Below are 22,355 nucleotides of genomic sequence, written 5' to 3' on the forward strand. Positions count from 1 at the left end.
GTCCTTGCCTTCAAGGCTGACGAATGCCGGGCGGGTTGCCCTTGAGCGCGGCGGCGCGGTAGTCATGCGGGTCGAGCCTGCGGATCAACGCCAACTGTTCTGCGCTCGGGGCCACGGTCTGCTTAAAGTCGCAGGCTTTGAGCAAGGGGAAGCCGGTGTTCTCTTGCACCCGCTCAAAACTCACACCGGGGTGCACAGAGCGCACTTGCACTGCGCGATCCGGCCCACCGAAGTCCATGACGCACAGGTCGGTCACGATCAGGCCGATGTCCATCAGGTCGCGCCGCATGCCTTCTTCCCAGCGCTCATCCTTAAACCCTGCACCCGAGACCATGTCCACTTCACCCGCAACAAAGGCCCGGGTGTTGTGCGCAGGAATGAAAAACGAATTGAGATGATTGATGCTGTTGCCGGGCAAACCACGCACGCCGAGCATCGCCACTTTTGGGGTGCGGTAATCGCCAATGCACGACAGGTTGGTCTGGCCCCAGCGGTCGACCTGGGTGGGGCCGATCATCGCGTGACGGCGCCCACCCCACACGCACTCAAACACCCGCTCAAACGACAGATAACCTGAGTAACGCGGCTCAACATCGTCGCGCGGCCCCAAGGGCACCGGCTCTTCGACCAAAAACGCCTCACTGTCGGTCATCAGCAATTGCGGGCTGTGACTCATTTTGGCCACGCTCGCGGCCAGGCGCGGGATCACACCCAAGCCCGAAGCGATCACTTCGCCATTGCCGCGCCAGGCTTCGCTCGCGGCCACGATCAGCAGCTCGGCCAAGGTAAATTCGCACGTCGCAGTCATGGTCATCCTCCTCAAAACACGGGCAGCGGCAGTGTGTGCAACCGATCAATACCGCCATTGCTGGCCTGATACGCACTTTCACCCGCGGTCACAAACTGGGCCATGTAGCCCTGCCAGCCACCTTCTTCGGCGGCACTGGCGCTGTAGCGCTTCAAGTGCTCCATGTCCCAACCGTAATCCGACGGGCAAGAGGTGGGATGCGCACCGCACGGGGCATGCACCACGCCACTGACCAGATAACGCTCGAAGGTGTTAAAGCGTGCTTGTCGGGCATCCAGGCTCAAGCGCTCCTCAATGCGTTCACACGAGACAAAACACTGCCGGGCGGCCCTGGCATACAGGTGGTCGAAGTACGGGTCTGGCCCGGTGATCAACGTGTTGCCCAGGCGGTCCGCGACATTGACATGCAAAAAGGCGATATCGAGGTTTAACGCTGGCATGGCCAACAGCACCTCGCCCTCCTCATACGGCGACTGCACGTGCTTGATCTGCGGATTGAGGCGTGTGACGTCGGTGCCAAGCCCACAGCGCGTGGGCAGAAACGGCAAGCGCATGCCTGCCGCCCGCAGACCCCATTGCAACATGCCTTCGTCCAGCTCCATCAGCTCCAGTTCACCGGCCTCGCGGGCCTTGCGAAAGTAAGCCTCCAGCGGGATCGCATCGAGGGTAACAAAGCCAAATATGAGTTTTTTGACTTTACCGGCGGCGCACAGCATGCCCACTTCCGGGCCACCATAGGCCACCACGGTCAGGTCCTTGACGTGCGAACGCAGGATCTCGCGCACGATTGCCATGGGCTTGCGCCGAGGGCCCCAACCACCGAAGCCGATGGTCATGCCGTCGCGCAATTGGCCGACCACGTCAGCCGCTGTCATTTGCTTGTTCATCGCTTGCTCCTTACTGCTGGCCGACCGAAAAGTCGTGCCCCCAGAGACTGACCCGGGTGAATTCAAATGCGCTATGGGCTTGCCAATCCACCAACAAGCCGCCGTAGCCGTACTCCAGATCAAATCCTGAAGGGGTTTTCATATAAAAAGAGGTCATGTGGTCATTCAGGTGTTGGCCCAGCGTGGCCGACAGCGGCACGTCATGCGCAATGCGCCGGTCGTGAGCGCGGCCAACTTGCGTCATCGAACCGACCTCGACCATCACATGCACGCACCCCGACGGCACCGGGTATTCAGCCAGCGCCAAACTGTGATGGCGGCTGTTCCTGCAATGCAAAAAGTGGATGCGAATGGGCGGTGCAGACGGGTCGGGCCGGAAGTTGAAAATGTCCGACAGCTCAAACCCCAACACATCCTTGGCGAAGGCCAGCGTGGCATCAAAATTGGGGGCTGGCAGCACGGTGTGCCCCAACCCCATGTCGCCGGTAATAAAACCCGGTACGCCTTGAGGCGAGACAAAGGGCTGACAATCGGAACGATGCCCCCAGCTCAACTCATGGCGATTACCCGAAGGGTCCGTGACATGCAGCAGTGCTTGTACGCCGCGCTGAGCGCATTGCTCGGCGGTGCCCGGGCGCCAGCTCACATCGGCCTGATTCAGCGTGTCGATGGCGTCGTTGAAAGCCGCTTCATTGGGCAACTCCCACCCCGAAGCTAAATAGCGCGACTCGCCACCGGCCACAATCAACATGCGAAACGGGCGCTCGTCCATCTTCACGTACAGCCCGCCCGAGGGTGCCGGGGCCACCATCATCCCCAGCACATCGTGGGCATAACGCTGCCACTGGGCCGGGTCGGCGGACTCTGCAACGAAGTAGCTCAAACCACGAATGTCGATCATGCCTGCTCCTCAACGCCTGTTTGTATGGGCTGAGGGCAGTATGGGAAGGAAGGTGTCACAGATCATCGTCCGTTGAGACTAACGCCGATGAGCCCGCTTAAACTCTGACCCTGTAGCCGCTGACGAGTAACGCGAAGCGGCCTTAGAACCGTTCAGCGTGATGGCGCAGGCAGACCGCGCTCAACGGGTTTACGACCGCTTCGCAATCGGACGTCGCCTGCGGCAACTGCTACGCCAGCTCGGTGTAGTCGCTGACGAGTAATGCGAGGCTGCGTCCGGGCGCGAAGCGGCCGTAGAACCATTCAACGTCACAGTCAGTGGATTTACGATCACTTCACAATCGGACGTACCCTGCGGCAACTGCTACGCCCAACTCGGTGTAGTCGCTGACGAGTAATGCGAGGCTGCGTCCGGGCGCGAAGCGGCCGTGAAACCTTTCAACGTGGTGTCTCAGGCAGTCCGCGCTCTTCGCAGTCGGACGTCGCCTTGCAGATCGCTGCTACAAATACACGATTACCAGTTCATTGATGACCGAAGGACGGTCGTTGCCCAGCACATGGGTGTTGATTTCGAGGGTCAGTTGAGTACCGCTTTTGATTTGTTCAACCTGTTTGACCCTGGCTCGCGCGTGAATGGTTGACCCCGCAGGCACAGGTGCCGGGAAGCGCAAGCGATTCGAGCCGTAGTTGACCATGTTGCTGAAACCGGTGATTTCATACCCCAGGTTCAGTTGCAGGCGTGACTGCAAAATCTGCACCAGCGCTCCGTGTGCGATGGTGCCGCCAAACGGGCTGTGTTTGCGCGCCCGCTCGGGGTCGGTGTGAATCCAGTAGTCATCGCCGGACAATTGCGCGAACGCATCGATCAGGGCCTGGTCAACCACCACCTGATTGCTCCACGGGCTGAACGTTTCGCTGATCAGTGACTGCAACGCGTCGACGTCATCCAACGCTATCTGGCGCCGTGCAACGCCCGGTTCACTCACAGGTACAGGCTGCTCGGCCGCGCCCCAGGTTTTAAGGCCGGCTGCGTCTTTGTCGACCCCGGTAAAGCGCAACAACCGATTGCCTTTGGCATCCACCTCGGCAAATACCGGTTGCAGACGCATGCCAATGTTCACCTCGCACTCATCCAGTCCAACCAGATTGCTGTTGATACGCACCCCTTGGTCCAACTCGATCACCGCCAGTATCTGCGGCATTTCGTCGGCAAAATCAGGCAAGGTCGGGATGCGCGTCACGGTAAAACTGTAGAGCGTTGCGCCGCCGCTGACTTCACGCCAGCTCAGGTCGTGGGCCAAGCAGGCCGGACAATGCCGCCGTGGGTAAAACACCCAGTGGCTGCACGCGTTGCACTGCTGAATCAGCACGCGTTCGGCCTTTAAGCCTTCCCAGAACGGTGCGGAAATCTCGGTCGCAACAGGCATTGGTTTGTTATTGGACATTGGATTCATGCTCCCTGAAGTATCAGCGCGCCCTGCTCACTCATCACCCCACCGGTGCCTGAGACGTACACGCTGTCGCACCGTTTGAGTTGGCGCGCGCCCGCCCCTCCGGCAATTTGCGTCACGGCTTCTATCACTTGGCTCATCCCGCCCGCCGACCCGGCCTGGCCAAAACTGAGTTGCCCGCCATGGGTGTTCATCGGGAAATCCCCGCGCCAGGTCAAGTCGTGTTCGCGCACAAAACTCATGCCCTCGCCCTTGGCGCAAAAGCCCGCATCCTCAAGGGTCAGTAGTGCCGTGATGGTGTAGCAATCGTAGATTTGGGCGGCGTCCACGTCCTTGGGCTTAAGCCCCGCCATGTCAAAGGCGCGGCGCGAAGCAGGGCCGATGGGGGTGTGCAGCATGTCGCGGGCATAAGAGGGCGATTTGTACGCCAGGTGTTCGCCAAACCCTGTGATGTAAGACGGACGTTTGCGCGCGCGTGCGGCCACCTCTTTGGACGCAATGATCAATGCGGCGCCTCCGGCCACGGGCATGACGATCTCCAGCACATGCAGCGGATCAGCGACTTTTTTGCTCGCCAACACCTGCTCGATGGTCAGCGGCTGGCCATAGAACATCGCCTGCGGGTTGTACTGCGCGTTGGTGCGCTGATCGACGGCTATTTTGGCCAGCGCCCGGGGGTCATAGCCGTATTGCGCGCCATATCGTTGGGCAATCATGGCGTAGCCGGTGTTTTGCCCCATGTGCCCGTACGGCAAATCAAATTCGGCTTCCGGCGCCCCGAAGGCGGTGCTGTGGCCGCCAAAACGCATGGCCCGCGCCATCCAGCTCGGGTCTTCATCGGGGCCCATCGGCGCCATGCGCGCAGGCAGCACGCAGAGCACTGCCTGACACAACCCCAGCTCAATGGCGGCGGCTGCCCGCCACACCATCCCCACCGAAGTGCAGCCGCCCAGGTCCACCACCTCGGCAAAGTTAAGCTGCAACCCAAGGTACTCGGCCGCCATCGCGGGGACGAACACCGAGGCTTCGTGAAATTGCGGGCCGTTAATCACCAGACCGTCGAGGTCGGATGCCTGTAACCCGGCATCACGCAGCGCCTGCGCGGCCAGATCCGCCACTTGCTCCAGATGAAACATACGCGGCGCCGTGGCGTATTTTTCGGGTGTGTACTGCGCGCTGCCAACAATGGCCGCATGACCTTTAAGCCCCATGGGTTTCTCTCTTTCGTCAATTCAACACACGCCTGTCGGCCCAAGCTTGCTCGCCCCGACAGGCAGCCGGGGTTCAGAACGTGTATTTCATCGAAAACGTGGCGTAATCACGGTCAGCCAATGGACGCTTGACCGGGTCCGGTTCGCCCAGGTACGCGATGTACTTGAGCGACACTTCCAGGTTGCTCAGGTATTTGAAGGTGGTGCCTGCGCTCAGACGCCGGTCCCCCGCCACCCCGGCGATGGTGCCGGACATCGGTGCCGCTCCGCTGAAGACATCGGAATAGGTCAGCGGTACTTCCAGGTCCCACCCCGTGAAAACCCCCGGATAGCTGAAGGACGCACCCACGGTATAGGCACTGGAGGAGCGCGTGCGCCAGGCTGAGCCGGTTTTATAGGTGTAATCGTTGGACGACTGCACGGCGCCTGCATAGCGCGGGTCCAGGGGCAGGCCCTGCAAGTTCGGCGCGCCCGAGGCATCTTCCACGTCGTCCACGCGCACGGTGACGATTTCACCGGTCAAGGTGGTCTGACTGGCCCACGGCCGGTCCCCCAGAATGCGCATTGCCGAAACTTGCAATTGCTGACCTTTGCCCCGGGTCGGCACTGGCCCAAGCCCGGTATTGACCATCACCGGCGCACCGTCGCGGTACGACCACTCGGCGCCGATCTGGGTGTCACCGACCTTGGTGGTGGCACTGATCCCTGTGAGTTTGATGTCTTCGAAGTATTTGATGCGATAACCGTTACTGGTGTACGCGTACTGGCCATTGTTGATTGGCAGCGGGTCATAGCCCATCAAGGCGGTGGCCGGGTTTTTGTCGTGGTACACCACATGGAACAGCGACATTTCCAGTTCAGGCAACGGGCGAAAGCGGATCTGTGCGCCCCACTGCCCGCTGTCCCTTGGCTCATCCGTGCCGTTGTAAGGCACCTTGGCGCCCCCGGCACCGTACAAAAATTCACGGCCCGGGCCGATCACGTCCGAGGTCGATAAGTAGCTGCCCACGGGGGGCAGTTCGGTGCCCTTCCATTCGTATTGCACGTAGCCGCCCAAGGTGATTTGCGGGTTGATGCGGTACGACGCCGAGACCTGCCCGACCGGCAGCAGCACTTCCTTGACCTCGACCCCCGGTTGCGCGGCCTTGACCGCATCGGACGGGTTCTGCACACCGTTAACGCCGGGGTAGTACAGGCTTTCACCCCACGACTCGATATGCCGGCCAGCCTTGACGTCGAGCATGGTGTCGTTCGCAAAGCGCCAGCCGCCGAAGACATATGCATCGAGCAAGCGCGTGCGCCCGCCACTGAACGTGCGCGTGTCGCGGGTGAAGGTGTCATTGCTCCCGTATTTGTTGACCGTGGCGGGGGAATCGTTGTCGTTGCCGCGATGATACACATCGTCATAAAAGGTACTGGCGCGCACCACGGCGCCGTAGTTGTCCTTGCGCAAGATCATCTCGCCCAGTGCACCCACGCGGTTGGTGGTGAGGCTGTGCTGGTCAAAGTTGCGGTTGGGGTCGTCGGCATTGATGCCCATTAGCCGGTTGCTCGGATCACCCAGCCGCATACCGATGCCATAACTGGTGGTCACCGACCAATCCAGGGTCGCGCCGTTATCGAACTCAAGGGTTTCACCGGCCCACAGCGGGCCGGACACCAACGCAACGGCGGCGGCCAAACCGGTGACCTGGACCTTGTGCGGGCGAAGCTCCGGCCATTTATTGTTGTTTTTATTGATCACACTGACTCTCCTGATTCGCGACACGCAGGCCGCATCGATGGGTTCAAGCGTCATTGCACACGCCCACTCAACACAGCTCGAGCGGGTTGAACGGGGTGAGGCCGGTGCGGGTGCGCTGATAACGCAGCAGCCCGCCTTGCGCCTCACGCACCAGGGTTCCCCGGGCCATGAGGTAGTTGGCGTGCGCCAGCGTCTCGCCCACGGCCATCAAGTCGTCAAAACGCCCCGTGCGTTTTTTAAACAGCACCGCCATCATCTCCAGCGCCGTGCGCGGCGTTGCACAGGCGTCGAGCAACTGCTGCAAATGGCCCGCGTGGTGATCACGCAATTGATCAAGGCGCGCATGCAGATTAAAAAACGGTCGCTCATGCGCAGGCAGGACCAGCACGCTGTCCGGGATCACCCGCAAGCGCTCGATGGAGTCGAGCCAGTCGCGCAATGGGTTGGCTTGGGGTTCAGTGACATGCACCGCGACCGTTGAGGTAATACGCGGCAATACTTGATCGCCTGAAATCAGCAGCCGATCGTGCGCGGCATACAGGCACGCGTGCTCGGGTGAATGGCCGCTGCCCACCACCACCTGCCAGCGGCGGTGGCCGATGATCAACTCACTGCCCTGATTCAGGCGGATAAAACCGGCCACCGTCTGGGGACGAAAATGCTCGACCTGAATCAAGGGCAGCAGCGCGGCGGCGTCTGTCTCGCTGAAACCGGCTTGTTGATAGAAGTCCAGAAACGCCCAGTCCGGCGTCGCACTTTGCGGTGGCCCGTGATGCAGTGCGTCGAACTCGCCCAAGGTCATCAACACCGGGCAACGAAAGCGCTCTGCCAGCCATCCCACCACGCCGGTGTGATCGCTGTGAAAGTGGGTGCAGATCACCGCTTTGAGCGGCAGGCCGCCCATGACCTCGACAAACACCTGCTCCCACACCGTGCGGCATTGCGCGGTGTTGAGGCCGGTGTCGACTGCCACCCAGCCATCGCCGTGGCGCAGCAAATACAGGTTGATGTGGTCCAGACCAAAGGGCAGCGGCATGCGTAACCACACAACGCCCTCGGCCACGACCTGCACCTGCCCATTGGCCGGGGCGTGCGGCCACGGATAACGCAGGCCATCACGCCATTCATGGCCCTGGGCGTCGATTTCACGCATGGCCGTTGCCCACGAATGGCGGCAAACCGGCACGCGCCAGAGCGTCCAATGAATACGGCTGATAAGTGCCTGCGCTGTCGTCACGCACAAACAGCGGGTCGGCAAACAGTTCGGGCGCATAGCCTTGGCGTTGCAAATCGACTTTGCGCAATTTGAAGGTGCTGGTCAGGTCGGCAGCGGCCGATACCCGCACAAACAGTGGCGCGGCATAGCGCGGCAAGCGCGCCTCGGTCAGGTCATAAAAAGTGTGCGGGTCAAAGCACTGACCGGCCTGCATCAGAATCGCAGCCATTCCGGCGCGCCCCTCGTGCTGCGGCACCTGAACCCCGTACACGTTGATCAGCTCAAGGCCTGGCAAGTCACTCAGCGTGTCGGCCACTTCGAGGGTCGACACGTTTTCACTTTTCCAGCGGAAGGTGTCGCCTATGCGGTCCACAAAGTAGAAATACCCATCGTCGTCGTAGCGCAGTAAATCGCCCGAACTCCAATAGGCGTCGCCTGCCTCAAACACGTCGCGGCGGATCTTGCTTTCAGTGGCGTGCGGGTTGGTGTAACCCTCAAAGCGGCCACCACCACTGTGCGGATGGTTGACGATTAACCCCATCGCTTCCCCCACTTCGCCAGGCAGGCAACGCTGATAAAACCCCTGTTCGTCGCGTGGATGACTGTCGCTTTCGACGTCATAGCGCACCAGCCGCAAGTTGGTGCGGCTCCAGTCCGGCACGCGCCCGCAAGAACCCACGTAGTTGTCGACATTGATCAGGTTGGCATTGGCTTCTGTCGCGCCCCAGCCTTCAAACACCTGGATGGGGCCAAAACGCTCAAGCCAACGCTGCCACGCCTCGGCCGTCAGCCCGGCACCCAACATGTACCGCAAGCTGTGCTGACGTTCACCGGCAACGCCAGGTTGATTGAGCAGGTAACGGCAGATCTCGCCGATGTATTGAAAGGTCGTGATGCGGTGCTTGCGCACATCGGGCCAGAACTCGCGCACGCTGAATTTGCGCCGCACCACAATGCTCGCCCCTGCGCTCAGGGCCGTGGACGTGACCGAGGTGGCCGCTGCCCCGTGGTACAGCGGCAGGCAGCAATAAAACACATCCTCGCAGGTAGCGCCTAGGGTGACGTGCATCACATCACCGGACGCCATCCAGCGCATATGGCTGTAACACGCCGCCTTGGGCAGACCGGTGGTGCCCGAGGTAAAAATCAGCAGCGTGGTGCTCTGGGCAGGGATATTGGCCCGGTATTCACGGGGGAACGGGGTGCGCGGCGCACGCTCTATTTGCTGCTCAATGCTTGTGTCCACCCTGGCAGGCAGCGCCACCTCACACGGGTTTTGCGCATCGGCAATCAACCACCACGGCACATCCGGTAAACCCTCAGTGCACAACATATTGCTCAGGCATTCTTCACCCAGCACCACCGCCTTGGCACCCGTGGACGCCAGCGCATGCACCAGCGGCTTGCCGCTGACTTGGGTGTTGATAAAGGCCACCACGGCGCCGAGTTTGACCAGCGCGAACCAACTGAAAAAAAACGCCGGGCGATTTTCCATCGCCAGCGCACACACATCGCCGGGGCGCAGCCCGTTGTCGTAAAACACATGGGCCATGCGGTGGGCATGGGCATCGACCTGAGCGTAACTGAACGTCTCGGGGCCATCGATCAAAAAGGGCCGGTCAGCACAGTGCAGCGCTTGCGCTTCAAGGCGGTCAGCCAAGGTGTACAGGTCGGCGGGTTTGATCCGTGCGCTGGCGGCTGCACGCACGTCAAGCAGCGCCTGGGTGTGCTCGCGCGGTACGGGCTGTTGGCGTGTTACCCGGCTGGCGCTGATAGGGGTCATGTCATTCATGGCGCCAGCGCTCCGGCCCGTGGGTAATCGCTGTAACCCTCAGGGCCTGGGGAATACAGGGTTTTGCGCTCCAAACGTGCCAGTGGCAGGCCGTGGCGCAGGCGCTCGACAAGGTCCGGGTTGGCGATAAAGTGGCGGGCAAACGACACCGCCTCGCCCTGGCCTGCTTGCAACGCCGCCTCAGCACTGGCGCCGTCAAAACCGTCATTCAAAATCAACCCGCTGCTGCAATGCCGTTGCGCCAGGGCGAAGGCGTCCAGTTCAGCCAATGGCGAACGCATGATGTGCACATAGGCCAAATCCAGCGGTTCAGCGGCTTTGCACAACGCTTCGGCCGTGGCCTGCGGGTCGTCATCGCTGATGTCGTTGAACGGATTACCGGGGCACAGCCGCAGCCCGACCCGCCCTGCGCCAATGGCCGAAGCCATCGCGGTCAGCACTTGCGTGGGGAAACGCATGCGGTTTGCCACGCTGCCACCGTAAGCATCGTCACGCCGGTTGCTGCCCGAGGCCATGAACTGCATCGGCAAGTAGCCGCTGGTGGCGTGCAATTCAACCCCATCAAACCCGGCTTCGCGGGCGTTCAACGCTGCCTGGCGGTATTGCTCCACCACCTGCGCGATGCCTGATACGGACAGCGCCTGAGGTTCGTCGGCATCCATCAGCCCATGTGCATCGGTGAACAACTGGGTGCGCGCGCGCAAGGCCGATGGCGCAACAGTCGCCGCCCCTGCGGGTTTGTTGTGCGCACTCGCGGCTCGCCCGACATGCATCAGTTGCAACACGATCAAGCCGCCTTCGGCATGCACCGCATCGGTCACCGCTTTCCAGGCGGCGATGTGCGCTGCGTTATAAATCGCCGGTGTGCGGCAATAGCCCAGTCCGCTGGCCGAAGGCGCAGTGCCTTCGGCCACAATCAGTCCGGCGCACGCCCGCTGGCGGTAATACTCAACCATCTCGGCCGTTGGCACGCCGTGTTGATCGGCGCGGCTGCGGGTCATGGGCGCCATGACGATGCGATTGGCCAAATGCAGATCACCCAGACGCACAGGTTCAAACAAAATGCTCATGGCAGCTCCTCAGCGCACGCGGATTTTCGGTGCGCCAGCCCCACGGCGCAGGGTGGCAAGAAAGTGTTCCAGGGGCGCAGGTGTGGCCACTTCAGGCAGTTGCGCCTTGTCCGGGCGGGTGGCCCAAAACTCGCTCCATGACGGGAACAAATCGTGAAACGTGCCGGCATAGGGTTCCCGCCCCGGCCAGCGCATTTTTTGCGTGCCTATCGGCGGTTTGTTCAAGTCACTGGCGTACCAGTAGCAGGGCAAGCGGCGACGAAAATACCAACGGCCCTGCCTGCGCTCGTAGTCATCCCAATACAGCATCTGCATGGTCACCCACTCGGGGCCGGTCTCGTGCTCGTTCTTGGAATACACCACGCCCACGGCATGATCGGCGTCGGTGAACTCGATCACGTGCTGACCCAGGTGATGGGAGGTGCCATGAAACTGCTCGCGCAGCGTGTCATCGACCCAAGCCTTGAGGTGCGCGCGCCCGGTTTTTTCACGACCGACCCGGATGTCTTCGGCGAACAGGTTGACGTGTGCGTCGAGGTCACGCATGTCCAGCGACAATGCGTATTTACCGGCCAACTGACGAATTTCTTCAATCGACTCCAACCGGTCGATACGAACGAGCAAGGCGTTCTGTTCCATAAACGGTGTCCTTAAAGCGATCTTTAAAAGCCGTGCCCCTGAGGGCTATTCCAATACCGTGTACAGCTCGCTGCTGCGCCCGCCATCGACCGGCACACTGGCGCCGGTGATGTACGAGGCTTCGTCGCTGGCTAAAAACAAAATGGCGTTGGCCACTTCACGGGGTTGCCCCACACGCTTGAGCGGGATCAGTTTTTCGGTATTGGCGCGCGTCGTGTTGTCAGCCAGCATGCCGCCGGTGGCCGGGGTTTCGATGACCCCCGGAATCACCACGTTGCAGCGAATGTTGTGGCTGGCACCTTCACTGGCCGCCGCGCGGCTGAAGTTGATCACCGCAGCTTTTGCCGCCGAATACCCGGCCATCCACGGTGTGCCGAACAGCCCGCAGATAGACGCGATATTGATGATCGAGCCGCTGCCCTGGGCGCGCATCACACTCAGGGCGGTGCGCGTGCCCCAGAACGTGCCGTCCACCGTGGTGGCGAAGTTGGAATGCCAGTCAGCCGTTGAGGTGCTGTCAATCGCCCCCCAGCTATAAGCCATCGCGTTATTGACCAAAATATCCAGCCGCCCGTTACGCTCGGCGGCCGCGCCGATGGCGGCGACGTACGCGGCTTCATCGCTGACATCGGCCACCGCGCATTCGGCACGCCCACCGCCGTCGCGGATCTGCGCCGCCACTGCTTCAAGCGGCTCGATACGCCGGCCACACAGCACCACCAGGGCGCCTTCTTGTGCAAACCGCAACGCGGTTGCCGCGCCGATGCCGGAACCGGCGCCGGTGATAAAGGCCACTTTGTCTTGCAAACAATTACCCATGCCTGACACTCCCGTCACCCGATTAGATAAAGGCCATACCGCCGTTCACGGCGAGGTTTTGCCCGGTGATGAAACTCGCGTCATCGCTGGCCAAAAATGCCGCCGCGCGCGCGATTTCATCGGTTTCGCCCATTCGGCCCAGCGGGATGGCCTTGAGCATGCTGTGCATCCAGTCTTCGGGAATGTCGGCCATCATCGGGGTGTTGGTCGGGCCGGGAACCAGGGTGTTCACCCGAATGCCGTGTCCGGCCAATTCGCGGGCCATGCTGCGTGTCAGCCCCATCACCCCGGCCTTGGCTGCGCAGTAATGGCCAGGGCCTTCGCCCGTCAGCGCGGCAGTGCTGGAGATGTTGATCACCACACCGCGCGTGCCGTCCTTGAGCATCAGCTTCACGGCTTCGCGGCTACAGAAAAACGGCCCGGTGAGGTTGACCCCGATCACACGCTGCCAGTGTTCATCCGGCGTGTCTGCGAAAGCATCTATGGAGCCGATACCGGCGTTGTTCACCAGAATGTCGAAGCGGGCAAACTGTGCGTACACGGCCGCCATCGCGCTGGCGACGCTATCGCTGTCCGCCACGTTGCAACTGACTGCCAAGGCTTTATCGCCCAACCCTTCGATGGTTTGGCGTGCGGCCTCCAGATTGATGTCGGCAGCGACCACGATGGCGCCCTGCCCGGCAAAATAGCGAACAATGGCTCGGCCCATGCCTTGGCCTGCGCCCGTTATAAAAGCCACTTTATTGAGTAATTTCATGCAACCCTCCCGCTTGCCAAACAGCTGCCCGACTACAGCGTGTTAAGGCTGATGGCGGGATACGGGAGCAATGATTGACTGAGCACCCACGCGTAACATCGTCCGATGGGACTAAACCGCGAAGCGATGATTTATCGCGTGAAATCGTTGCCGCACGCTGCGAGCGAGTCATTTGGTCTGAATGGACGATGCCCCCCGCGCAGCCCTTGTGAAATAACACCCCCACTAGAACAAAAAACCGGGAGAACCCGTCGTGACCACACCTTTGCGTCCCACTTGGCGAACTCACTATGCGTTAGGCGTGCTCGCCGCCATCTACGTGTTCAATTACATCGACCGCCTGTTGATGGCGATTTTGATTGAACCCGTTAAAGCCGAATTCGGTATTTCCGATACGGGCATCGGTTTGCTATCGGGCGTGACCTTTGCCGTGTTTTACACCGTGTTCGGCTTTCCACTCGGGCGCTTGTCCGATCGCATCGGCCGTAAATCCGTGATCGCGTTCAGTTGTATCGCCTGGAGCGTGATGACCATGTTCTGCGGCCTGGCCGCCAGTTTCAGCATGCTGGTGGTGGCGCGTATCGGCGTGGCCATCGGTGAGGCCGGGGGCACCGCACCGTCGATGGCGATGGTCTCCGATTTGTACCCCCCGCATCGCCGCTCAACGGCCCTGTCAGTGTTGATGCTCGGTTCCAGCCTCGGCGCGATCTTTGGCTTGGGTCTGGGTGGCTGGATCGCTCAACACTACGGTTGGCGGCATGCGTTTGTGATCATCGGGGCACCGGGTATTTTCCTCGGCCTGCTGCTGTTGCTCACGGTGCGTGCGCCTAAACCGGCGCAACTGGTCAAAGCGGCAGATGTGCTGCAAGACCACTGGGCGGTGACGGTGCGGCAACTGTTTCAAACCCCGTCATTTTTGTGGATTGTGCTCACCGGCGGCTCCGCCGCCATCGCAGGCTATGCCATTGGCACCTGGAGCCCGAGCTTTTTGATTCGCTCCCACGGCCTGAGCCTGCAAGACGCCGGGCTGCTGGCCGGGGTGGCAGGCGGTGCGGGCGCAACGTTTGGCACCCTCACCTGCGGCATTTTGTGCGACCGATTGGCGCGGCGCGACAAAGGCTGGCAAATCGGTGTGCCGTTGCTGGGCACACTGATCAGCATTCCGTTCGCGCTGGCGTATTTTCTGTGGCCAACCGGTACTGCGTTTTATGTCGGCACTACACCCGTGCCTACCGCCTTCCTGTTTTATTCGGTGTTCAGCTTCTTCGGCACATGGTGGGCAACCCCGTGTCTGGGCGCTATTTCACACCTGTTCCCGGCCACGCGTCTGGCCCAGGCCACGGCTATTTTCGTGATGTCCATGACCTTGCTCGGCGTGGGGGTCGGACCGCTATTGATTGGCATGCTCAGCGACGGTTTCGCCCACACGCTGGGTCACGAAGGCCTGCGCTATGCCCTGGCCTCTTGCGTGTCGCTGCTGGTGTTGGCGTCGATCTTTTTGGCCCTGGCCTTGCCGCGCTATCGCAACCACCTGCTCAACCCCACCTCTGCCGCCGCGCCCTTGGGCAAAGCGGTCACTGCCTGATGCCTGGAGATAGCCTGATGACTGAACAAGACCTGCCCCTGCCAATCGGGCATTTCGTCACGCTGGATAACGGCCTGCGCCTGCATTTTCTGGATGAGGGCTGCGGCCCCGTGGTGGTGTGGCTGCATGGCAGCGGCCCCGGCGCCAGCGGGTTCAGTAACTTCAAAGGCAATTACCCGGCGTTTGCTGCGGCAGGCTTTCGTAACCTGGTGCTGGACTTGCCCGGGTTTGGGCGCTCGGACAAACCCGAAGACGTGCACTACGACCTGGATTTTTTCGTCAACGCGCTCTCGGGGTTTCTCAAGGCGGTCGGGGTCCGGCGGGCCACGTTGCTTGGTAATTCGCTGGGCGGTGCCATTGCGCTGGGGCTGGCACTGGCCGAGCCACAACGGGTGGAAAAACTGATCCTGATGGCCCCCGGCGGCGTCGAAGACCGCGACACCTACTTCAACATGATCGGTATCCAGCGCATGGTCGAGTTGTACAACGCAGGGCCGCTGGGCATTGAACAGATGCGCCAGGTCATGAGCCTGCAACTGTTCGACAGCTCGCAGCTGGACGACACCTTGCTGGCCGAGCGCGTGGCCGTGGCGGTGCATCAACCGCGCCATTTGTTCTCGACGATGAAGGTGGCGAACATGACCGAACGCCTTGAGGAGCTGCAAGCGCCGATTTTGGGGTTCTGGGGCACAGACGACCATTTCAACCCGGCCAGTGGTGCCTTGAAAGTGCTCAAACACGCACCGAATGCGCGCTTCATCCTGCTCAACCGCTGCGGTCATTGGGTGCAAGTTGAACACCGTGAGCTGTTCAACACCTCGTGCCTGGCATTTTTGAAAGCGTAAACACCCGCGCCTACCCCCTTCAAAACATCTGCTTGGGCTGACATCACAATGACAACATTCCCTCAGTTGCTGGCTCCCGGTCGCATCGGCTCACTCACAGTACGTAACCGCATCATCATGGCGCCCATGGGGTCCAACTACGCCGAGGCCGACGGCCAGTGCGGCGAGCGCATTCAAGCCTATTACGAAGCCCGTGCCCGTGGCGGCGCGGGCTTGCTGATCATGGGTGTGTGTTCGGTGGCCTTCCCGGCTGGCACCGCCGAACCGTTTCAGGTGGGAGTGTCCAGCGACGACTTCATCCCCGGCCTCAGCCGCCTCGCGGACCGGGTTCACCAGCACGGCGCCAAAATTGCCATGCAACTGCAACATGCAGGCAAGACCTCGGTACGCGACATGGCTGAAGGTCGCCAATTGTGGGTGCCTTCCGTCCCGCCGGTGCTGCAAAGCGACATGATGGCGGCGCTGACGCCCCAAGAACTGGCCAACTTTGTCAGTTCCATGAAACGCCGCGCCGAAGGGTCTCCAATCCGGGTCATGGACGACGCCGACATTGCCCAAATGATCGACTGGTTCGCCAGCGCCGCCGAGCGCGCCCAACGTGCAGGCTTTGATGGCGTAGAACTGCACGCAGCCCACGGTTACATCATCGCGGGCTTTCTTTCTGCGTATTACAACCAGCGCGAGGATCAATACGGCGGGTCACTGCAAAACCGCGCGCGTTTGCTGCTGCAAATCATCGCCGCAGTGCGGGCCAAAGTCGGTGCCCAATTCGGCCTGTGGCTACGCCTGGATGCCCAAGAGCTGCATACCCCCGGCGGTATCACGCTGGAAGACGCCAAGGCCGTTGCGTGCATGGCTCAAGCCGCAGGCGTCGACGCGATCAGCGTGTCTGCCAGTGCACGCATCATCAGCGGCGAAGTGTTTACCGAGGCGCCGCTGGTGCATCAACCGGCGGGCTTTATGCAATGGACGGCTGCGCTCAAGCGCAGCGTGCAGGTGCCAGTGATTGCTGTCGGACGCATCGAGCCTGAGGTCGCAGAAGCTGCCTTGAAGCGTGGCGACTGCGACTTCATCGCCATGGGCCGCAAGCTGCTGGCCGACCCTGACTTGCCCAACAAGCTGCTCAATGAACAACCCGCCAGCATTCGCCCGTGCATTTACTGTTACGTGTGCGTGAGCCAGATTTTTGTCAACGAGCGGGTCAAATGTGCGGTCAACCCCATGACCGGGCACGAGTTCGAATACCTCATCAGCCCTGCCCTCACGCCCCGCCACGTAGTGGTCGTGGGCGCTGGCCCGGCGGGCATGGAAGCCGCGCGCGTGGCCAGCCTGCGCGGGCACCGCGTGACCTTGCTCGAGCGCAGTGACCGCTTGGGCGGCACGCTGTTTTTTGCCGGTTTGGCCTATGCCGAAAACGCACGGCTGCTGGACAACCTGCGCGCCCAGGTGCAGCACTCGAGCATTGATATTCGCCTCAACACCCTCGCCAACCCCGCTTTGCTGCGCGACCTTGGCGCCGATCAGGTGCTGGTGGCCGTGGGCGCCGAGCGCGCCGCCCCCTCCATCCCCGGTGCACACCTGGATCACGTCTGGAGCGGCGACGAGTTGCGCCGCTTAATGACCGGCGACCGGGCCGATGAAATCGCCAAACGTAAATTGTCGCTCACCCAACGCGCAATGATGAAAGCCGGCAGCCTGGCGGGGATCACCGACAGCAGCGAAGCCCTGCAAAAACTGTCACGGGTATGGATGCCGCTGGGCAAACGCGTGACCATTATCGGCGGCGGACTGGTAGGGCTGGAACTGGCAGAGTTCCTGATCGCACGCGGGCGTGAGGTGTGCGTGCTGGAAAGTTCCGGCCATCTGGGGCGCGAGCTGGCCATCGTGCGGCGCTGGCGGGTGCTGCATGAAATTGGCGCGCTGGGTGGCCAGCTCATCACCCACGCCAGCGTCACGCTGATTGATGCCCGTGCAGTGCATTATCAATTGGCAGACGGCCAACACGGCACCAGTGCGGCCGATTCGGTGGTGCTGGCGATTGGCGCGCAACCCGATACCCGTCTGCTGGATGAACTGACCCGTGCCGGGCTTGAGGCGCGCAGTATTGGCGATTGTCAGCACATCGGTTACATCGAAGGCGCCATCAGCGCGGGCCATAAGGCTGGACGGGAAGCCTGAGCGCTGCAAAGACGGCAGGCTTACGTCATCTGTTCAGCCACCGTTCAGCGAATGCAATCAATTCTTGTTTAGCAATACGTATCACTATGTTACAAATTAGCACCCTATCTAATTCGTAACGCGGTGCGCTTCCCATGCTGGTTCCATTTCTGATCATGCTGCGCGAAGGGATTGAGGCCGCGCTTATCGTCGGCATCATTGCCAGTTACCTCAAGCAAACCGGACGCGGGCAGTGGATGCCCGCCGTGTGGATCGGCGTGTTTCTGGCCGCCGCCTTGTCGCTGTTGGTCGGCGGTGGCCTGGAATTGATGAGTGCCGAATTCCCGCAAAAACAACAGGAACTGTTCGAAGGCATTGTCGGCCTGATCGCCGTGGGCATTCTCAGTTCCATGGTGTTTTGGATGCGTAAGGTCGCGCGCTCGATCAAGCACACATTGCACACCTCGCTGGATCACGCCCTCGCTGGCTCCAAACACCACGTCACGGCGCTGATTGCGATGGTGTTTTTTGCCGTGGCCCGTGAAGGCCTCGAAACCGTCTTTTTCCTCCTTGCCGTGTTCCAGCAAAGCGAAGGCCCCGCAGCCCCGGTGGGCGCACTGCTGGGTCTGATGCTGGCGATTGGCGTGGGCTTTGCCATTTACAGCGGCAGCATGCGCCTCAATCTCGGCCTGTTCTTCCGTTGGACCGGCCTGTTCATTCTGGTAGTGGCCGCCGGTATTTTGGCCAATTCAGTGCAGGCACTGCACGAGGCCGGGTTGTGGAATCACCTGCAAGGCGTGGTCTTTGATTTGAGCGCCACCCTGCCGATGGACGGGCCAACAGGCTCAGTGCTGGCGGGCATGTTCGGGTACCAGGATGCGCCCACCGTGAGCGTGCTCGGTGCGTATGTGATGTACCTGGCGGTGGCGCTGGTGATGTTTTTTCAGGCTCCCGGCGCCCCTCAAGCGCCTCAATCTTCTCGCGTGACAAACCCATAAGGTCCTGCATGTCTACCCCTGCAAGCGGTACACCCCCTCGCGCCCTGCGCTGGGCAGTGGCTGGCTCGGTGATCGTGATGATCGCGGCCGGCGGGCTGTTCTATTACGCCTCGCAACTGGCTGCGGCCAAACGCAAGGTTCACAGCAATGAAATCACCGTCACGATTCACCCCCACAGTTGCGAGCCAAACGCACTGAGCGTGCCTGCCGGGTTCAATAGCTTTCGCATCGTCAATGCCTCTGAACGCGCCGTGGAATGGGAAATTCTCGACGGCGTGCTGGTGGTCGAAGAGCGCGAAAACATTGCCCCCGGTCTCAGCCAGGTGATCAACGCAACCTTGGCGCCGGGCGATTACGTCATCACCTGCGGCTTGCTCAGTAACCCGCGTGGCACCTTGCACGTCACCCCGACGGCTGAATCAGAAGCCAGCGCCAAGGCCCCGCCTTCAATGGTCGCTTTTATCGGCCCGCTGTCCGAATTTCGGGTCTACCTCAGCAGCCAAAGCAATGCGTTGATCAACGCCGTTGACGGGTTGTCGCACGCCATTGCAGCGGGCGAGCTTGAGCACGCGCAAAGCCTGTATGTGCCCGCTCGCGAGGCGTATCAGCGCCTAGCGCCAGCGGCGCAACGACTGGCAGAGTTGGACAACGCAATCAATGCCCGTGCCGATTACTTTGAGCAGCGCGAGCAAGACCCAGGCTTCAGCGGTTTTCACCGGCTTGAATACGGTCTGTTCGACCAACACAGCACCCAGGGCCTGGCCCCGGTTGCCGAACAATTGCAGGCCAATGTGGTGCAGCTCAAGCAACAGCTGTTGGCGCAATCACTGCCCCCTGCGCAATTGGTCAACATTGTGGCCCGCACCCTGCACAACCTGGCCGACACCCGCGCCAACAGCGGTGAAGAAGAGCGCTACAGCCATATCGACATCAATGGCTTCGCCGCCAACCTCCAAGCCACACGCAAAGTGGTGGAACTGCTGCGCCCGTTACTGGCCAAGAACAACGCCGACATCCTGCTCAACATTGATAACGCCAGCGCAGCGCTGGAGGCCGAATTCAATGCGCTCAAATCACCCGACGGCTACCTCCCGTACGACACGGTCACGAGCACGCAACGCCAACACATCAGCACCCAGGCCAAGGCTCTGGCCGACGCACTCGATGGAATCGACCCCGCCCTCGGCCTTTAAGGCCTGTAATTGCAGACGAGATGCACATGAGCGATTCACCACACAGCCCCAACGACTTCAACCTGCAACGCCGCCGCCTACTGATGGGCATGGGAGTGGCCGGTGCTGCTTTGGCGGGCGGCGCCCTGAGCTGCCCAGCCATGGCGGCCAGCGCCCCGGCGAACGCGCAAGTCACCCAGGCGCCCAGCAGCGACAAGACCCGTGACCATCACGACATTCACGGCCAACACCAGAGCGGCATCGTCACCCCGCGCCCGGCTGCGGGCATGCTGGTGGCATTTGATGTGCTGGCCAGCGACCGCGAAGACCTCGAACGCCTGTTCCGTACTTTGGATGAGCGCATCGCCTTCCTGATGACCGGCGGGCCGGTCGTCCAGGTGGACCCCAAGCTGCCGCCCACGGATTCAGGCATCCTCGGCCCGGTGGTCACCCCCGACAACCTGACCATCACCGTCTCGGTGGGCGCGTCATTGTTCGATGAGCGCTTTGGTTTGTCCGGCGTCAAACCCAAACGCCTGAGCCGCATGCAAGGCTTCCCGAACGATGCCCTCGACCCCGCACAGTGTCATGGCGACTTGAGTGTGCAGTTCTGCTCCAACACCGCCGACACCAACATCCATGCCCTGCGCGACATTGTTAAGAACCTGCCGGATTTGCTGCTGGTGCGCTGGAAACAAGAAGGCACCGTGCCGCCGCAGGCACCGGCCAAACCCGGCGAGCCAGCGCAAAGTGCGCGTAATTTTTTGGGCTTTCGTGACGGTTCGGCCAACCCCGACTCCAATGACCGCACCGCCATGAATCAGATCGTGTGGGTACAACCGGGTAGCGACGAGCCGCGCTGGGCGGTCGATGGCAGTTATCAAGCGGTGCGCATCATCCGCAATTTCGTCGAGCGCTGGGATCGCACCCCCCTGCAAGAGCAGGAAAGTATTTTTGGGCGCAGCAAGGCCAGCGGCGCGCCGATGGATGGCAGCCGCGAAACTGACGTGCCGGACTACAGCAAAGACCCCCACGGCAAAATCACCCAGCTCGACGCCCACATTCGCCTGGCGAACCCGCGCACCCCACAGACCCGCAACAGCCTGATTTTGCGCAGACCGTTCAACTACTCCAATGGCGTCAACAAAAACGGCCAACTGGACATGGGCTTGCTGTTCATCTGCTACCAGCGCGACCTGGAGCAAGGCTTTATCGCAGTGCAAACACGGCTTAACGGCGAACCGCTGGAGGAATACCTCAAGCCTATAGGCGGTGGCTATTTCTTCACCTTGCCGGGTGTGCACGACGACCAGGATTTCATTGGGCGTTCATTGCTCGATGCCGCATCACCCCACCCCCGCGCCTAACCTCAACCTCCCGGAAAAGCCCCATGAAGAAGACGCCGCTTGCCCTGTTTCTCGCTTTAGGTTTGCTCCACACCCCACTGTCGGCTTTCGCGGCAACGGCGCCCCTGGATTTGGTGGCGCCGATTTCCGACTACAAGATCTACGTCACCGAACAGTTGGATGAGTTGGCTACCCACACCCAGCAGTTCACCGATGCGGTGAAAAAAGGCGACCTGGCCACCGCTAAACAACTCTACGCCCCCACTCGCGTGTACTACGAGTCGATTGAGCCGATTGCAGAGCTGTTCAGCGACCTGGATGCGTCTATCGATTCACGGGTCGACGACCACGAACAAGGGGTCAAGGCAGCCGACTTCACCGGTTTTCACCGCATCGAATACAGCCTGTTTTCCGAAAACAGCACCCAGGGCCTCGATCAGTTGGCTGACGGCCTGAACAAAGACGTCAAAGACCTGCAAAACCGCGTGGCTGGCCTGACATTCCCGCCGGAAAAAGTGGTGGGCGGCGCGGCGGCCCTGATGGAAGAAGTGGCAGCGACCAAAGTCACCGGCGAAGAGGATCGTTACAGCCACACCGACTTGTACGACTTCCAGGGCAACGTCGATGGCGCGAAGAAGATTGTTGATCTGTTGCGACCTTACCTCGAACAAAACGACAGCGCCTTTGCCGCCAAGGTGGATAAAAACTTCACCACGGTGAACACCATCCTGGCCAAGTACAAAACCGCAGACGGTGGTTTTGAGACCTACGACAAGGTCAAGGAAAACGACCGCAAAGCCTTGATTGGCCCGGTCAATACCCTGGCCGAAGACCTTTCTACCTTGCGCGGCAAGCTGGGTTTGAACTAAACGCTCAACCACAGCGTCAATCGATGTGACCTGCGTCACATACCCGCAGATTGACGCTGTTTTTTCCACCCGTTTAATAACGCTGCCGA

At 61.1% G+C, this 22,355-nt stretch carries 19 protein-coding genes; 7 read left to right on the forward strand and 12 right to left on the reverse strand.

Features of this window, described 5'->3' with window-relative positions:
* Positions 1-10 precede the first annotated feature (10 nt).
* The 12 genes from ACP7A4_RS11155 to ACP7A4_RS11210 form a co-directional block, all read right to left on the reverse strand.
* Positions 11-808, reverse strand: a complete 798-nt coding sequence (locus ACP7A4_RS11155; protein ID WP_426246828.1) for a CoA-transferase subunit beta — start codon at positions 806-808, stop codon at positions 11-13.
* Between the two features lie 11 nt (positions 809-819).
* Entirely contained in the window at positions 820-1,695 is an 876-nt protein-coding gene (locus tag ACP7A4_RS11160; protein ID WP_426246830.1) for a CoA transferase subunit A, read from the reverse strand.
* Positions 1,696-1,705: 10 nt separating this feature from the next.
* Positions 1,706-2,596 carry a VOC family protein gene (locus ACP7A4_RS11165; protein ID WP_059762120.1) on the reverse strand — a complete coding sequence of 297 codons (891 nt, stop codon included), beginning with the start codon at positions 2,594-2,596 and terminating at the stop codon, positions 1,706-1,708.
* A 499-nt stretch (positions 2,597-3,095) separates the two neighbouring features.
* On the reverse strand, positions 3,096-4,040 hold the full coding sequence (locus tag ACP7A4_RS11170) for an OB-fold domain-containing protein (RefSeq protein ID WP_203303477.1): 945 nt from the start codon (positions 4,038-4,040) through the stop codon (positions 3,096-3,098).
* Between the two features lie 5 nt (positions 4,041-4,045).
* The gene (locus ACP7A4_RS11175; protein WP_203303478.1) at positions 4,046-5,257 is read right to left on the reverse strand and encodes a thiolase family protein; all 1,212 of its coding nucleotides are present in this window, start codon (positions 5,255-5,257) and stop codon (positions 4,046-4,048) included.
* A gap of 73 nt (positions 5,258-5,330) precedes the next feature.
* Positions 5,331-7,001 (reverse strand): DUF1302 domain-containing protein, encoded by a 1,671-nt coding sequence (locus ACP7A4_RS11180; RefSeq protein WP_059762117.1) that lies wholly within the window; start codon positions 6,999-7,001, stop codon positions 5,331-5,333.
* A 67-nt stretch (positions 7,002-7,068) separates the two neighbouring features.
* Entirely contained in the window at positions 7,069-8,154 is a 1,086-nt protein-coding gene (locus ACP7A4_RS11185) for an MBL fold metallo-hydrolase (protein ID WP_426246833.1), read from the reverse strand.
* A complete protein-coding gene (locus tag ACP7A4_RS11190; RefSeq protein WP_426246835.1) occupies positions 8,147-10,009 on the reverse strand; it encodes a long-chain-acyl-CoA synthetase in 1,863 nt (620 codons plus the stop codon). Before ACP7A4_RS11190 ends, ACP7A4_RS11185 begins: the two co-directional genes overlap by 8 nt.
* Complete coding sequence (locus ACP7A4_RS11195) at positions 10,006-11,079, reverse strand: alkene reductase (RefSeq protein ID WP_426246837.1); 1,074 nt, start codon at positions 11,077-11,079, stop codon at positions 10,006-10,008. Before ACP7A4_RS11195 ends, ACP7A4_RS11190 begins: the two co-directional genes overlap by 4 nt.
* Positions 11,080-11,088: 9 nt before the next feature.
* Positions 11,089-11,718: a nuclear transport factor 2 family protein gene (locus ACP7A4_RS11200; RefSeq protein WP_059762113.1), complete on the reverse strand. Its 630-nt coding sequence runs from the start codon at positions 11,716-11,718 to the stop codon at positions 11,089-11,091.
* A 45-nt stretch (positions 11,719-11,763) separates the two neighbouring features.
* On the reverse strand, positions 11,764-12,537 hold the full coding sequence (locus ACP7A4_RS11205) for an SDR family NAD(P)-dependent oxidoreductase (RefSeq protein ID WP_426246840.1): 774 nt from the start codon (positions 12,535-12,537) through the stop codon (positions 11,764-11,766).
* Between the two features lie 22 nt (positions 12,538-12,559).
* Positions 12,560-13,294 carry an SDR family NAD(P)-dependent oxidoreductase gene (locus ACP7A4_RS11210; protein ID WP_059762111.1) on the reverse strand — a complete coding sequence of 245 codons (735 nt, stop codon included), beginning with the start codon at positions 13,292-13,294 and terminating at the stop codon, positions 12,560-12,562.
* Positions 13,295-13,547: 253 nt separating this feature from the next.
* On the opposite strand from ACP7A4_RS11210, the gene ACP7A4_RS11215 reads away from it, so the two are divergent.
* The 7 genes from ACP7A4_RS11215 to efeO (ACP7A4_RS11245) all read left to right on the forward strand — a co-directional run bounded on the left by ACP7A4_RS11215 (position 13,548) and on the right by efeO (ACP7A4_RS11245) (position 22,266).
* A complete protein-coding gene (locus ACP7A4_RS11215; protein WP_059762110.1) occupies positions 13,548-14,879 on the forward strand; it encodes a spinster family MFS transporter in 1,332 nt (443 codons plus the stop codon).
* Between the two features lie 17 nt (positions 14,880-14,896).
* Positions 14,897-15,724: an alpha/beta fold hydrolase gene (locus ACP7A4_RS11220; RefSeq protein ID WP_426246842.1), complete on the forward strand. Its 828-nt coding sequence runs from the start codon at positions 14,897-14,899 to the stop codon at positions 15,722-15,724.
* A 48-nt stretch (positions 15,725-15,772) separates the two neighbouring features.
* Complete coding sequence (locus tag ACP7A4_RS11225; protein WP_426246844.1) at positions 15,773-17,902, forward strand: FAD-dependent oxidoreductase; 2,130 nt, start codon at positions 15,773-15,775, stop codon at positions 17,900-17,902.
* A 134-nt stretch (positions 17,903-18,036) separates the two neighbouring features.
* Positions 18,037-18,879, forward strand: coding sequence for an iron uptake transporter permease EfeU (efeU, locus tag ACP7A4_RS11230; protein ID WP_059762107.1), 843 nt, complete (start codon positions 18,037-18,039; stop codon positions 18,877-18,879).
* Between the two features lie 8 nt (positions 18,880-18,887).
* Positions 18,888-20,072 (forward strand): iron uptake system protein EfeO, encoded by a 1,185-nt coding sequence (efeO, locus tag ACP7A4_RS11235; protein ID WP_426246846.1) that lies wholly within the window; start codon positions 18,888-18,890, stop codon positions 20,070-20,072.
* 26 nt (positions 20,073-20,098) lie between these two features.
* Positions 20,099-21,418 (forward strand): iron uptake transporter deferrochelatase/peroxidase subunit, encoded by a 1,320-nt coding sequence (efeB, locus tag ACP7A4_RS11240; RefSeq protein ID WP_426246848.1) that lies wholly within the window; start codon positions 20,099-20,101, stop codon positions 21,416-21,418.
* 23 nt (positions 21,419-21,441) lie between these two features.
* Complete coding sequence (efeO, locus tag ACP7A4_RS11245) at positions 21,442-22,266, forward strand: iron uptake system protein EfeO (protein ID WP_426246850.1); 825 nt, start codon at positions 21,442-21,444, stop codon at positions 22,264-22,266.
* The last annotated feature ends 89 nt before the right edge of the window (positions 22,267-22,355 follow it).

It is taken from the genome of Pseudomonas sp. TWR3-1-1, assembly GCF_049896545.1.
In the GTDB taxonomy this organism is placed as follows: Bacteria; Pseudomonadota; Gammaproteobacteria; order Pseudomonadales; family Pseudomonadaceae; genus Aquipseudomonas; species Aquipseudomonas weihenstephanensis.

Bases quoted from the DNA above. Each gene is read 5' to 3' on its own strand.
- ACP7A4_RS11155 (WP_426246828.1), bottom strand. From the start codon at position 808: ATGACTGCGACGTGCGAATTTACCTTGGCCGAGCTGCTGATCGTGGCC.
- ACP7A4_RS11160 (WP_426246830.1), bottom strand. From the start codon at position 1,695: ATGAACAAGCAAATGACAGCGGCTGACGTGGTCGGCCAATTGCGCGAC.
- ACP7A4_RS11165 (WP_059762120.1), bottom strand. From the start codon at position 2,596: ATGATCGACATTCGTGGTTTGAGCTACTTCGTTGCAGAGTCCGCCGAC.
- ACP7A4_RS11170 (WP_203303477.1), bottom strand. From the start codon at position 4,040: ATGTCCAATAACAAACCAATGCCTGTTGCGACCGAGATTTCCGCACCG.
- ACP7A4_RS11175 (WP_203303478.1), bottom strand. From the start codon at position 5,257: ATGGGGCTTAAAGGTCATGCGGCCATTGTTGGCAGCGCGCAGTACACA.
- ACP7A4_RS11185 (WP_426246833.1), bottom strand. From the start codon at position 8,154: ATGCGTGAAATCGACGCCCAGGGCCATGAATGGCGTGATGGCCTGCGT.
- ACP7A4_RS11190 (WP_426246835.1), bottom strand. From the start codon at position 10,009: ATGAATGACATGACCCCTATCAGCGCCAGCCGGGTAACACGCCAACAG.
- ACP7A4_RS11195 (WP_426246837.1), bottom strand. From the start codon at position 11,079: ATGAGCATTTTGTTTGAACCTGTGCGTCTGGGTGATCTGCATTTGGCC.
- ACP7A4_RS11200 (WP_059762113.1), bottom strand. From the start codon at position 11,718: ATGGAACAGAACGCCTTGCTCGTTCGTATCGACCGGTTGGAGTCGATT.
- ACP7A4_RS11205 (WP_426246840.1), bottom strand. From the start codon at position 12,537: ATGGGTAATTGTTTGCAAGACAAAGTGGCCTTTATCACCGGCGCCGGT.
- ACP7A4_RS11210 (WP_059762111.1), bottom strand. From the start codon at position 13,294: ATGAAATTACTCAATAAAGTGGCTTTTATAACGGGCGCAGGCCAAGGC.
- ACP7A4_RS11220 (WP_426246842.1), top strand. From the start codon at position 14,897: ATGACTGAACAAGACCTGCCCCTGCCAATCGGGCATTTCGTCACGCTG.
- ACP7A4_RS11225 (WP_426246844.1), top strand. From the start codon at position 15,773: ATGACAACATTCCCTCAGTTGCTGGCTCCCGGTCGCATCGGCTCACTC.
- efeU (WP_059762107.1), top strand. From the start codon at position 18,037: ATGCTGGTTCCATTTCTGATCATGCTGCGCGAAGGGATTGAGGCCGCG.
- efeO (WP_426246846.1), top strand. From the start codon at position 18,888: ATGTCTACCCCTGCAAGCGGTACACCCCCTCGCGCCCTGCGCTGGGCA.
- efeB (WP_426246848.1), top strand. From the start codon at position 20,099: ATGAGCGATTCACCACACAGCCCCAACGACTTCAACCTGCAACGCCGC.
- efeO (WP_426246850.1), top strand. From the start codon at position 21,442: ATGAAGAAGACGCCGCTTGCCCTGTTTCTCGCTTTAGGTTTGCTCCAC.